Source organism: Sphingobacterium sp. MYb388 (assembly GCF_037479535.1).
Lineage (GTDB): Bacteria > Bacteroidota > Bacteroidia > Sphingobacteriales > Sphingobacteriaceae > Sphingobacterium > Sphingobacterium anhuiense.
This window is the reverse complement of record NZ_JBBGYV010000002.1, coordinates 618,901-632,576: the sequence shown is the minus strand read 5'-3', so window position 1 is coordinate 632,576 and position 13,676 is coordinate 618,901. Positions and strand designations below refer to the sequence as shown.

General features: G+C 37.2%; 12 protein-coding genes. 1 reads left to right on the top strand and 11 read right to left on the bottom strand.

The genetic code is table 11. The features are described 5' to 3' along the window. Positions 1 to 29 precede the first annotated feature (29 nt). Complete coding sequence (locus tag WH188_RS08605; protein WP_339423837.1) at positions 30 to 884, bottom strand: helix-turn-helix transcriptional regulator; 855 nt, start codon at positions 882 to 884, stop codon at positions 30 to 32. 280 nt (positions 885 to 1,164) lie between these two features. Next, positions 1,165 to 2,994, bottom strand: coding sequence for a hypothetical protein (locus tag WH188_RS08600; protein ID WP_339423836.1), 1,830 nt, complete (start codon positions 2,992 to 2,994; stop codon positions 1,165 to 1,167). A gap of 204 nt (positions 2,995 to 3,198) precedes the next feature. Between WH188_RS08600 and WH188_RS08595 the strand changes: the two genes are divergently transcribed. After that, positions 3,199 to 3,459: a hypothetical protein gene (locus tag WH188_RS08595; RefSeq protein WP_339423835.1), complete on the top strand. Its 261-nt coding sequence runs from the start codon at positions 3,199 to 3,201 to the stop codon at positions 3,457 to 3,459. Positions 3,460 to 3,547: 88 nt separating this feature from the next. Here WH188_RS08595 and WH188_RS08590 read toward each other — a convergent pair whose 3' ends face one another. The 9 genes from WH188_RS08590 to WH188_RS08550 all read right to left on the bottom strand — a co-directional run bounded on the left by WH188_RS08590 (position 3,548) and on the right by WH188_RS08550 (position 13,060). Next, positions 3,548 to 3,820 (bottom strand): hypothetical protein, encoded by a 273-nt coding sequence (locus WH188_RS08590; protein WP_339423834.1) that lies wholly within the window; start codon positions 3,818 to 3,820, stop codon positions 3,548 to 3,550. Positions 3,821 to 3,961: 141 nt separating this feature from the next. Then, complete coding sequence (locus WH188_RS08585; protein WP_339423833.1) at positions 3,962 to 6,478, bottom strand: phosphocholine-specific phospholipase C; 2,517 nt, start codon at positions 6,476 to 6,478, stop codon at positions 3,962 to 3,964. Positions 6,479 to 6,491: 13 nt separating this feature from the next. Further along, positions 6,492 to 9,656, bottom strand: coding sequence for a TonB-dependent receptor (locus WH188_RS08580; protein ID WP_339423832.1), 3,165 nt, complete (start codon positions 9,654 to 9,656; stop codon positions 6,492 to 6,494). A gap of 220 nt (positions 9,657 to 9,876) precedes the next feature. Further along, complete coding sequence (locus WH188_RS08575; protein WP_339423831.1) at positions 9,877 to 10,128, bottom strand: hypothetical protein; 252 nt, start codon at positions 10,126 to 10,128, stop codon at positions 9,877 to 9,879. Between the two features lie 8 nt (positions 10,129 to 10,136). After that, the gene (locus WH188_RS08570; RefSeq protein WP_339423830.1) at positions 10,137 to 10,808 is read right to left on the bottom strand and encodes a hypothetical protein; all 672 of its coding nucleotides are present in this window, start codon (positions 10,806 to 10,808) and stop codon (positions 10,137 to 10,139) included. A gap of 599 nt (positions 10,809 to 11,407) precedes the next feature. Next, on the bottom strand, positions 11,408 to 11,575 hold the full coding sequence (locus WH188_RS08565) for a hypothetical protein (RefSeq protein ID WP_339423829.1): 168 nt from the start codon (positions 11,573 to 11,575) through the stop codon (positions 11,408 to 11,410). Next, on the bottom strand, positions 11,562 to 11,786 hold the full coding sequence (locus WH188_RS08560) for a hypothetical protein (RefSeq protein WP_339423828.1): 225 nt from the start codon (positions 11,784 to 11,786) through the stop codon (positions 11,562 to 11,564). Before WH188_RS08560 ends, WH188_RS08565 begins: the two co-directional genes overlap by 14 nt. Before the next feature lie 77 nt (positions 11,787 to 11,863). Then, positions 11,864 to 12,268 carry a DUF5675 family protein gene (locus WH188_RS08555; protein ID WP_339423827.1) on the bottom strand — a complete coding sequence of 135 codons (405 nt, stop codon included), beginning with the start codon at positions 12,266 to 12,268 and terminating at the stop codon, positions 11,864 to 11,866. Positions 12,269 to 12,277: 9 nt separating this feature from the next. Continuing rightward, on the bottom strand, positions 12,278 to 13,060 hold the full coding sequence (locus WH188_RS08550) for a hypothetical protein (protein ID WP_339423826.1): 783 nt from the start codon (positions 13,058 to 13,060) through the stop codon (positions 12,278 to 12,280). Positions 13,061 to 13,676: the final 616 nt, after the last annotated feature.

Genomic DNA, 13,676 nt, shown 5'->3' with positions numbered 1-13,676 from the left:
AAGCTGATCTAAGATGAGGATTTACAGTGTTATAATGCATCACTTTCTATTTTATCATCTTTATACGTAAAATTCTTTACCCAATGTGTAAACAGAAACTTCAGGTTTTCACCACGCAATTCATTAAAATCACATGTGTTTTTAATATCGCGTTGATTTTCTGATAAAAGACCTAAAGTAGCATGTTCTTTCATCGATCTGTGAGATTTAATTGCAGAGTAATGGCATTCGTTTTTCTTTGTGAAATTTTTACTGTAGAATTTTTCTTCTTCTTTTAATTGAATTATAAAATTTTGCCAATCAAATCGGCTTTTTGAAATATCGTTCAATTTAGAAATTTGAAACCCATTAAAATCAATACTGTTTTTACAATTTAATTCCTCAAATTGAGTAAAATATTTAGATTTTTTGATGATTTCAAAAATATTCACATATTGAATGAAATAATTTTTAATAATTTCTTCTCCGTAAAAGTTATATATGACTTCTTTTTCCTGTTCATTTCCTCTTTCTAGTATACGATCAATAACACCTTTTATCTGAGTTTTAAAATCTATACTTTCAATTTCAGTATCCCAAAATACAACTGACCTGATCTGATCAAGATCAGGATGGTATTCTGACATTTTCTTTTTAGCTTTCTTAATCTCAAAATAAGTTTGAAGTTCAGCAAATGTTCCTTCAGGATATCCAAGAGCAGTATCAATACGCAATGAAAGCTCTATCGGAAGTTTCCTCTTTCCTTTTAAAATTTCATTTAAAGTTTGAGGGTATGTTCCTATACTACGCGCAAATTCAGCTTTTTTTGTACCGGTAGGTTCCAAAATCCTACTCAATACTTTACCAGGATGAATTCCTTTGTATTTTTCAAATGATTTTTCCATACTCAAATATAACCAATTTTGTTTATAAATTTAATCAATCATGTTTTATCCAGAGTTCAATCTATAAGTTTTACGTTATCCTAACAAATTACATAGCAATTCATTATCAGCTTACTCTTATTATCCCAAAATATAGAGCCAGTTTACAGAAGCACACTGTAATACAACCTCCTATTCTTTAACCCACCTATCTCAATAGCGGGTTAAAAATCATCCTTACGGGCTAAAAAAGCCGCAATATTACCCTTAGATGATTCATACAAATGTACATATGACTGCATCAATAATCCTTTAGTGACTCCTTTGGCAATTTATAGGTATCTCCTGCTCGAATAAATGCCTTAACGCACAGCATAAAAGTTCCTCTACTCATCTGTTCTTCCATCCTGAATCGGACTTTGATGAGTTTAGATGCCAAATTCACGAAAACTTCCCTACTTTGACTAATTCTCCATTCGACTGCATGCTTTCCATCTATGGCAGATTCATAAACTTGCACCAGACCAAATAGCCGATCTTTACGTAACATGAGATCCTGTTCATGAAGGTCGCTATTCCTTTCTTTCATAGCCAGTAACCACCAGTATATTTTTTCAAAAGTTTGCTTATCGACATATTGCACGTCCTTTGAAAAATGTTCAATTTCGACCAATAACATCGGAATAACATCGTTTAAGTCATAAGCAAAATCCAGAATCCGGATCAGGTCGCTTTTTTTGATTCCGCCGTCATCGGTTATGGTAAATTCATCTGGCAAATTTTGGATGAGCGTCTGGTAAAGTTCGGTCACTTCTTTGGGTTTATCTTTTTCCCCTTCATCCATAAAATACGAGATCGGCTTCAAGCCAAATTGCTCTTTCATATATTCCGAAAATATCGCTTTAGATTCTGGGGAGCCATCCAGCTTAGGTACATTCAGGTCATTTTCGGATATAACCTTCGCTAATAGCGCGCTTATTTTATCCAGATCCATATTTTGGTAATAGGATTTTTTGGCCCATTTGTGATAGAGTTCTAGACAAGCAGGAGATGGCAGACGAAGTTGGAATGATTGATCACAGACAAATACAATAGCTTCGGTCACTATTTTTATCTCCTGGTCATCCAAAGGATACTTTTTGTATTGTTTATCGAGACATTCAGCTATCGCAAAATAAAAATCTGCTACAATATCAATCGTATCGCCCATAATCAGGGTATAGCGAGATTTTATTTTATCCAGGAGTTTTTGACAGGCTGCTATATTTTTCTTATGTTCAAAATAGGCAAGTCTTTCTTCGTAAAATTTGTTTTTCACTTCTACTTCTGTCAACATCTGCAAGCTGTCAACAAGTTTTTGTAGCTCTTCTGTATAAAAGTAACTGGGGTTAGGATGGGACTGGGATCCATGTGTGCTTTCATCTAGCAAATAATAATCATCTGCGGATATTGCGTCATCAGGTATCGGTTCAACGGTTACAACGACACCCATACAGCGCAACAGTAAACATTCGATGAGATGCTGAAAGCGTTGCGTGCTCACCGCATAATCCTGCAGTTCATCCAACAGCTGGTCCACCAGATCGTCGACATCGTTGTTACTTTGTGATACAAAAAAATCTAAGTTTCCAGATGGGCTTGTTTTTACTTCCATCGCCATTTCTCTCAAAATGGGATATCGATCTGCCATTTCTAAAAAATGATCGGGTCTAAAAAACAGATCCAGATGGTTGCAGGTCCCGTCCGGCAATTCATAGATGACAGTTTCTTTGTTTTGCCAGAATAACCGGGTTTGGTCCGCCATCCACAGACTCTGGTTAGGGTCATCGGAAAAACGGCTGAAATGGTCATCCATCATCTGCAAATGAAAAGTAACGACAGGTTCATCGGGGGTAGAGTATAGTTTTTTCTCACTCTCTGAAGCACAGGTAGTCATGCGCATGGATAGGTCTTTACCATAAAAAGAGAAGATCGACAAGCCACCATCTGTTAAAGTAATATTATCTAATTCAAAAAAGATCAAGGCGGGATCTCGCGACTGATTCAAATTCCTCAGCCATGGACGCGGTTCTGGTTTATCACTTACAAATACCTGCAGCAAGGATTGCTGTTCATTTAATCTGTGGTTCATATATATAAAGATTTAATACAGATAAAAAAACAGTTGACAACAAACTTAAGACTATTGGTCTCTCGCTTGCATCAAGCCTGCAGGATGCATAACTATTTTTATATCTACTATATTCGTTGTTAAAACGTGGTTTATCAGTATTGAGCCGTTGGTAAGGGTGCTATAATAAAAAAGTTCAGGTGTTGATCATTTTAAAATAGTTATATGCGCAAGCCCATCTTTGAAATAGAGGTGGACATCCTTAAGCACATACATCAAGTTAAAATTAGCGATTTATTTACAATAAAAAAATCTTTTTTATTTTTAAACGAAATAAAAAAAAGGATTGAACAGCAAGAGCTATTCACACGGCAGAATAAAGATGTTTTTAAGAAATTATCAGAATTCATATTATTTATTGAGCTCTCTCCAATCTGCTATGAAAAAAAATTGCAAACTCTTTTTTTTAGGGTAAAAGAAAAGTAACCGCAGGAAGAGACTGCAGGCAGTAAATTAAATTCGTTCGAACCAATTTTCAATTTTAAGGTTTTGAATAAACCTAAAATCTTTGATATTATCTGTCACTAAGGTTAGTTGGTGAGCAGCAGCAGTAACTCCTATTATAAAATTCATCATGCATAGGTGTACCATTTTTTCTAAGGAAGACTTTTGTTTTGGCGTAATGCTTTACTGAGGTCATAATTGGAATAATGGATAATCCTTTTACAAATTTATCTACCGCATCAAGTGATTTTTTCGGATTGTCACTATTTTCAGCGCCATACATAAGCTCAAAAACTGTAAGTTCAGAGATAAAGCAATTCTCAATCCCTTTATCTCTGATCATTTCATCGAGATGCAGTTTTCCTCTAAGAAAAAATACATAAATATTGGTATCGAGTAAATAATTGAAGAATATAAAAAAATCATCCCTCCATCAGAAATGATGCAGAGATGATCATTATAGTGAATATTACGTTTTTTTTACTTAAACAGAATAAATTCCTCCCATTAGCGGATCCGTTTTGGAAACTTTACCCGTTTCAACATGGCCAGCAAAGCGTTCAAACCAATTTAAGAATCCATCCACTTCGACAATAAGATCATACCATCCATGACTGTTAGCCAGATCTATAACTATTGTTTTTTGTTCATTAGGAAGTAAGCTTAATGATTTTGATCCTTGACCATAGCTCATATCTTTAATACTCAACATTCTTGATTGAGCACTATTATTATGAAAAGCAATTATAACATTTCCAGTTAAATGAATAATTCTTACCTTTTCATAATCACATCTAACACTGATTGCAGGATGCTTACTTGCCCCGCGAAATTCTCTATAAAAACCATTGGGAGCATAAGCTTTTAAATGATAATTACTATTTTCAAATGCATCTAGATTCCAGCTGTCATTTAATGAGTCTCCTGCAGTAACCGCATATTCCCATGTACGCAATATCTCCTTTTCAAAAGGTTCGGCAGCATATACTAAAAATGGAGCTCCATTGGATTTTGAACCGTGAATCTGATTTCCTGCCCGAAACTGAATACTATAATTATTATTTTTTTCATTATACATACCATCAGCATACAGTTCATATGGAATTGGGCATGACTGCTTGATTCCTTTTTCTTGCACAGGAAAAAGATCAAAATCCTGAGGTTTAGTATTAACGAGTTTAATTTCCGCACCATTTAGAGGACGGTAATTTTTGGGGATATCCTTATATCTAGAATTGTAGATATCTGCAATAAAAGCTTCCTTGTCTATAAGTTCTACACCATCTGTTTTATCTTTATTAAACGGTCGAAAAATTGAAGTTAGATCTCCGCAAATGCTCCGACGCCATTGCGTGATATTTTCTTCTTCAATACTTTTACCAAACTTCCGTGATAAAAAATTCTCCAAAAAACGAATTGATGAAGTATGGTCAAACAACTCCGAATTAACAAAACCACCTCTAGTCCAGGGCGAGGCAATCACAAGAGGAACACGATATCCAAGACCGATGGAACTTTCTCTAATACGATCGTCCATAGCAGATGGATTAGTCTGTTGATCTTTCAATACCCATTCCATTTTTGCATCTATATTTGAAGACACTTTACCAGATCCTACTTTATAAGGATTTGGCACTGCATAAGGGGGTACATGATCGAAAAAACCATCATTTTCATCATAAGTAAGGATGAAAATTGTTTTTTTCCAGACCTCTGGATTTTTCAACAATATTTCCATCACCTCATTGACATACCATGAGCCAAACCAGGGTCTACCCGGATGATCCGAGAAATTTGCGGGTGTCATTAACCATGATACTGTCGGTAGTTTATTATTTTCAACATCATCACGGAATTGATGAAGGACATCTCCTTTCGGAATTTGCATCTCACGCTGCACACCGCCGTCCTTATAGGGTAAAGATGTCAGCGAATGAAAATTTGGATCATTGCTATTAATGGTAAAAGCCCTTTCATTAAGCGATTTATCACGAGTAGAAAGTTTATCGAAATTCTCACGAGTGTAAATTCGTAAACTTTCATCGATCATACTCATCACTTTTTCAGCGGCCTGTAGTCTACGCTTATCAGAATCTTCAATCGGATTTTTTCCTATCCGGTCAATCTCTTGTTGTACTACTTTTTTGCGTTGCGCCAAGTTGGTAACATTTCCAGGATGCAACCTCACATTATAGGCCTTGAAGTATTCCATGACATTTGTACCGAAATTTCCAAGCCAATTGCTTTCCTCTCCACTTAGACCAGCACCTATTGTCAATTCATTCTGGTAAATTCGCCAAGCTATCCCCTGTTCTTCTAAACGTTCTGGAAAGGTCTTCCAGTTAAGCGTCGGTTTATTATAATCACTGATATTCCATAGGTGAGCTTTAGCTTCCGGTCTATTTTCTTCACGAACTGTTCCCGTCATCCAGTACCATCTGTTTGGATGTGTACCTGTTATACTTGAACAAAAATGCTGATCACACACTGTAAAAGCATCAGCCAAAGAATAATAGAAAGGAAAATCAGATCTGTCGCAATATCCTAAAGTCAAAGGTACAGCTGCATATTCTTTATTATAAGGTTTTTTTACATTTAACCACTTATCGTATTTACCCCCATTACGAGCATCCGTTTGGTCAGCCCATCCATGTGGTGTTGATCCCATCCACGGAGCCTTTGTATTCTTTACATTCAACCGGAATGGTATAAACGTATTTCCTTCCATATTAGACTGAGCCCACACGCTATTCCCGTTCGGCAGCTTTATTGCCCTCGGATCATTAAAGCCGCGAACACCTTTAAGAGTACCATAAAGATGATCAAAAGAGCGATTCTCCTGCATCAAAAAAACGATATGTTCCGCATCATAAAATGTACTTCCTGCTTCAGGACTGATCGCTAAAGCTCTTTGTATCGTACTTGGCAACATACCCGCTAAAGTAGCACTCCCAGAAAGGAGTGCTGCTTTTTTTATAAAATCTCTTCTTGAATTATTCATATCCTATAGCAACTTAAAAACTATAACGCACCCCTAATTGAATCTGGTATGGATTACCAGAAAACCCCTTAACTCCGGCATTTGGATTTACTTGATAAATATACTGACCTGTTTCTTTATTAAATCCACGAATAGTTGTCAAATTTTGTTTTCCGAGTGAATGATCTACTCCCCACTCCTTATTCAATAGATTAGCAAAATTGAAAATATCAGCAGACACTTCTACAGCATGAGTGCGGAAAAGATTAAACTTCTTACTCGCCCGGATATCCCATACACCATAAAAACCATTCTCTACTCCATTACGTTCAGCAATCTGTCCCAAATGACCACTTAAGTATTCTTTAAAGCGCTTATCCGCTTCTGGGTTATCCATTATTCCTTGAATACCTTCACGTATCGCAGCACTATTGTTATTATTATTCGGATCGAAAATAAAAGCAAGATCATTACTATTAACAAAATCGCCATTTACATTTCCATTAACAGCAACAGAATAGCGTGTTCCGCCAATCCCCGAATAACGTACCCCAAAACTAACACCGTAAAAACTTGGAAGCGTTCCGTAAAGAACAACTTTATTGCGGAAATGACTATCCGAATAAGCCATATTCTGCAAGTTACGTGGATCATCAGCAACCATCAGATTGAGCGTAGCTGAATTCGCTACATTTCCGTTATATGAGGTATTGTCTTTAGTATTGTTCCAGGTATAACTCACCGTAAATTGACCGTCCTTATAATATCTCGCTGTCGCATCCACTACCAAAGCATATTGATTCACTTTTCCCTCACTCACAAGTTCAAGTACCCGGCTCACATCTTTACTTTTTCTACCTGTAGTCCAATCTGCAGCTCCATTCGTAGCATTAATTCCACTCATTGGGACATAAACACCACGATCTGCTTCATTTGCAAGACGAAATACAGGATTATCGACCATATTACGGTCCACGTACATGTAATTATTACGAGCCAAAGCCATTGAAAATGTTGCTCCCATCCGGAATCTATCAGAAAAGAAACGATTATAAGAAATATTGGCTTTGTACAAGGTCGGTACTTTGATATCCTTACTGTTCATATTGATCGTACTTACTTTTTCGACACCGGGCAGATCAAATAATTCCTTTCCCGGTGCTGTTAGAGGATCATTACGATATCCATTGAAATCAGGTCGCGGAACCAGGTCTCCAGAAATATCAACAGATGCAACTTTTGAACCGTCGTTAAGCATATTATTTACCATCGAATAATTATTCAGATTCGATCCAAAAATACCAGCACCGATACGCAAGATATCAGTCTGTTTTTCTCCAATATCCCAGGTCAATTGGAATCTAGGCTGAACCTGAAAAGTACTAACACCATTATCCGTACGAAGATCTAATGCATTGAAAACAGCTTCATTAAGGATTGGTTTATCAAAATAATGCGTATAGTCAGCACGTACGCCAACCGTCAGATCCATACCGGAGCCCAGATTGGATTGCGCCTGTGCATATAAACCACCGTTTAGCACACTTTGTTTAATCGTTGGATCATCCACCAAAGCCACTTCTCTGGCATAGCGAAAAGGAGTTTGATTGTTGAAATTGTCCATCCCACTAAAATAAAACCGTCCGTTCATTTCACTAGTCGCAAGTGAACTAAGCTTTGTATACATTAAATCAGTACCAAAAGTATAATTGATTTTATTTTTTGTCCAGTATAGATTGTCCACCAACTGAAGAACATGATTCTTAAATACTTCAGGCAAATAGCGCTGTCCCCCCAATTGGATTGTTGTATTTACAGGTTTACCTCCAATCGTTGATTCTACATTTTGAACAATAGCTCGGGGTATATTAGAAGATGGTAATTGACTATTTGGACTAGCATCATCCACAGTATAAAGGTATTGAACTTTTAGTTCATTCGTTACTTTTGGAGCAAGAGAGGTACGTAAAGATGCCATGAGGCTATTGTCTTTTGATAAGTGTGATCCATATACCTCATACAGGTTTATTGCACTATTATCAGACACCCCGTAGTTGTTCATATCACGCACAAAGTTATTGCGTACCGTTAACAAATTCTTTTGGTCAAGCTGCCAATCCACCCGAGCAAAAACTGTCGTAGTCGGTCGCTTCCTATCAAATGCCCCCGTCTGCTGTGATCCAGCTACACCATACTTACTGCGGGCTATTCCCAAAAATTGATCTAATGTCGATTGTGTAATACCTAAACGTGTTTCATCTTCAGCCGTTCGGATATCAGCAATATAAAATGGTCTAGAATCTGCCTGTTGATCAAGTGCGACAAAAAAATGAGCTTTATCCTTAACAATTGGACCACCAAGCGAAAAACCGAATTGATAGGTTGAATATTCCTGATCGATCTTATTTCCTCTAATATCGTAAGGACTCGACAATCCAGCGGTTCTACCGTAGGTAAATACACTACCGGTAAACGTATTGGTACCTGATTTTGTCGCTGTACTAATCGTTCCACCACCCGCTCTACCGTAGGTAACATCATACTGATTGGTCGCAATCTCGAATTCTCTAATGGCCTCCATAGAAACTGAATATGGGCCTCGGTTTGTCGTCCCTCCAGATAGTGGACCGCGAGAGCTCATACCATCTATAGTAAAATTTGTTGATGATGCAATCTGACCGGACAACTGGCTACCGTTGCTCAATGGCGATAGATTGATCAATGATGTAAAATTTCTACCATTAACAGGTAGGCGTTCCAGATCTCTGGCTGTGACAGCAGTTGAAGCTCCCAAATTGCGGATTGCATTTTTTAGATTTGCAGTACCTTTTACTTCTACCGTTTCTAATGTTGTGCTCTTTTCTCTTAGTGTAAAGTTTAGACGGAGCTGATCCCCCTGATTTAATGCTTGACCATCTTCTACTACTTCCCCAAACACCATATGTTTCACTTTCACGGAGTATGGTTTACCGAGCGGTAATTGCTGAAAAAGGTATTCCCCACTTGAATTGGTTGTAGTTGTGGTCGTAAAGCCTGTAGATTCATTACGGACAGTTACAGTAGCACCCGCTACTAATTTATTATTACTGTCACTTATTATTCCCGCTATACTGGCATTTGTTGCCTGCGCATAACCTTCCGATATATTCACAAAAGAGCATACTGCTGCAATTGGCAAAACTGATAAAAATTTGTGCATTTTAAATGATCGATAATATAATTTAAATCTGCGATGATCTCGTATCGCATAACTTGTTTTGAATACCTTAGACTCACTGGGGATATTATTTTATTCATGATTTTAAATCTGACCAGACAGAAAACATGAAAAAATAAAGGGAGTAATTTAAGAGCTTCGAAAAAACGGACAGTACACAGATTTGATATACTGTCCGAATAAATGATGTCAAACAGGAATATCAATTATTCCCATAAAGGTTACGGATATCTCCAGGTTCGGCTTGAGCCTCCATAAGAATATCTCTTGGATCCGTTATCTCCATTAGATCTTTAAACTTTTTAAGTGATCCTCTTGATAACTGTAAGATACTTCTTGCCAACTGATCTTTTCCCACACCCCATTCCTGTTCAAATATTAGTTGTATGCCAACTTGAATGATTCCTTGTGTTACTGTAGGAAAATCTCTAGCTATAATATTATTGATATCCATAACGTATTTTAATTCTTAACAAACTGATGTAGAGATGAATTCCATTCAAAACCCAAGCTATCCAATACCGCTACTTCCATACCTGTTGTCGTTTTCTCTCCATTAACACCATTTCTATAAATATTACGAAGATCAGCTGGATCAGATATAAAACGAATAACATCACCGCGGTTCGCAGTCTCGATTACCCAGTTTTTATTAGCCTCCCAAGTCCAGTCAGATAGATTTAGAATATTAAGACCGCTCAGATTGACACCTGTTCCGTATAATTTGTTTGGCCCCTGTACAAATACTTTTGTACCATAGCCGTGTATCATATCATTGAAACGACCGAAAATAGCCACTGTATTATTTTCAGGTGCGTCAATATTTCCTCCAAATCCATGATAAATAAATGTAAGTTTGCTATTCGCAATAAAAGCTACCAATGAATCTAAGTCATTATACATATTGATACGACCGTTTATTGTATCCGAAGTCAGTCCTTCAGACAATAAACTTTGATATTGCGATTGTACATTAGGTGATAATCCTAAGGAATTGACCTGATTGAGGTTTAATTTTGCTGTTTTGGCAAGCGATTTTTCTGCATTTAAATTACTGGTTTCTGCAAGTTCTGATTTTGAACATCCAAATAGTACCCCAATGAGAAGGGTTACAAATAATAGATTTTTTTTCATGTTTAAATTGTTTTGCTTTGTTTTTGTGGTGATTTTAAAACAATACAAGTTTAGGTTCCTTGTTTAAACACATTGTTAATTCAGAAAAAACATTCCATTAAATGTAAACAAGACAAATATTACCTCATTGTTAATTTAAACATAGAAGAGTATCAAATTCTTTAGAAAAAAAATAAAAGATTTTTTTATAATTATTGTCAAAAACAAGAAATCCTTATGGGTTAGATTTCTTTGTCATCTTATAGAACCTAATATTGTTTTATTTTTTTTATTAAATTAGCTCTAATTATAGCAATCTAATCTATTATGGTTGGTTTTAGTAGGTAAAACATATTTTCAAAACTTGTAAGAGCATAGCTTTAACCGCATCAAGATTACTCCGGAATAAAAACTACAATAGACAAAGCACTATACTTATTTACTCAAGAAAATGATCATAAAGCAACTGATGGAAGGAAATTACTATTTTGATAGCTCGAAATAATATTCAACTCAAAAAAAACACTAATTATTAACTTCATACAAATTAGTAAGAATCGAAATAAAGTGGCCAACAAGCTTTTTCGCCGTGGCCACTTTCAACTAGAATTAGTGACTTTTTATTTTTTATGTCTCCGATGAGCTAATATTCTACTAGTTGCATAACTCACCACTGTTCCCAATGCAGCCGTCAACACGGTCTGCAATACATCTCCGAAAGAAAATGAAACCCATATCGAACACAACGTACCACCTATCGTACCGATACGGATATCATTCAGTTTCATCTGGCACCTCCCTTTCTTTATTAGGCGACACCTGATCTGGTGGTGCCTCCTCCTCTCCTTTTTTCACTTTATCATCTAGAACTGTCTCTACCACACCAAGCCCCAGAGCAATGTATTTAATAATATTTAGTGCCTTTCCCGGCAGCTTGACTGGTGCAAGCAAAATCACCTGCAATACCTGACTGATTTTGCTTATTACTTTTTTCATCATGATAAAAATTAAATGCTATAAACAGAAAGCCTAGAAAAATTAATAAGAAGTACTATTTTTTCCAGGCCTTCCGTTCTTTAGTGAATATTCAGATACACTTCATCACCCATATCCCAAAGGCTGTAAACAAGTGCCTTCAGTTTTGCCAAAGCCTTTCCGCTTGCAGTACCCGTTCCTTCTCCTGTTAAGGTCGTGATGGGTGCGATACAACCCAATAACTCACGCTGTGCATCGTTAGCGGCATGAATCAATATCGCTTCACGGCCAAGGACATGTGGAATACCGATCTGCTCGCCATGTTTCGGATACCGCTTTTTTTCCAGCTTGTATTGCCCTATCGGAATACAACTTATCCGAGGGATATTATTGCGGTCTGGCAGTTCGATCGTATGACAGATATGCTCACCATTGTAGGTAAGTGTTCCATTCGTTCCTTGAGCTCCATATTTCCGTTGAAGCTTGAGGATCTGTCTGTTTTTCATCACTTTTCATTAAGGAATATCCACCGCCACAATAGTCATTGCGTTGTATGGATTGTTTTTTAATGGATAGAACTCATTATTGACCTCTTGGTACATGGAAATTCCCACGATCACGTACACCACTTTAGTGTCGTCCACAGTCAAAGGAGCTTCTAACAAATCACCAGGATATTGCCCTATTAACGGGATGTAGGCCGATTTCACAACTTCTGGACGGGGCGGAATATCAGCTGTACTCAACTCGGCAACAGCCAGTGTAAACTGCATATGTGTCGCTCCCGGCAACAGCATCACATCAATCTGTGGATTGAAGGCAGGAACAGTGAGGTTAGCTTGCCCATCAAGTCTGTCAAAATAAGCGTCCAAATTTACTCCGATCAACATTTTAAGGCTACTGGCCTGATTAAATTCAAACCCCTTAAGCAACTGACTGTTCTCCTCCAAAAACGTGCGTTCACCCCTACCATTGATAACATCAGCTTTTTGAATGCGGTGTACCAGAGACGTCATTCTGTTTCGTAAGCTACTGTCCCCAAATGTGCGTAGCAGATTATTTAACTGTACACGCAGGAGTTTTGCCATTTTTGCTGCATTACCAAATTCAGCCATATTTTCGCGCGTTCGCTGAAAATTGGGATCCGTCTGGATCCGTGCCTTGTCCACACCGCCTTTCATACGAACTTCGTATCCTCGACTGCGATGTTTGCTAAAAGAAAGGTCCCCGACCTTACCTCTAAACTTGATTAAACTTTCTTGTTTTGCCATGATATTATTGTTTTGATAGCAATACAAATATGGAGCAGGCAAAAACAATCACGGTCCAAAATGGCTTAATACGACCATCATAACAGCAAATGGCAGTATATGGCACAATCTGTCCATCATTAAATGCAAGAAAAGGTACGGGGAGTGTACTGTTAATGCACGGAAAAGGTACTAACCCAATACTAAAAAGGTACTGGAGAGCTACTAAAGAGCTACTAAACAGTTACTATAGACAGTAGGTAATCCATCAGAAACAGTATACCCAATTGTGGAAAATAACACACACTCCAGTGCTGGGATGATGCAGGTATAAAATACAACAAAATAGGAATCTAGAAACCTGAAATAACACATCAGAACAGCATTAACAATTAGTAAAACAAATAATTAAAACAAAACAACAAGAGTATCGGTTAAAAGTTAATTAGTAATTTTCTTATGAAAGGGCTGTCCATCTTACTGTAATAAACAGTACGAGGAACAGAGAGGTATCTAGCTGACAGGAGAATCAGGTAATCACCCCAGATTGTCCGGTACATGCCACAGCTATGTCCACCGGCAATCCCCAGATCAGTTTATCATGTCAAAAAAACACCGTCTGTGCATCAGCGCAAAAGACGTAGCCAATATACTAGACCTCAGT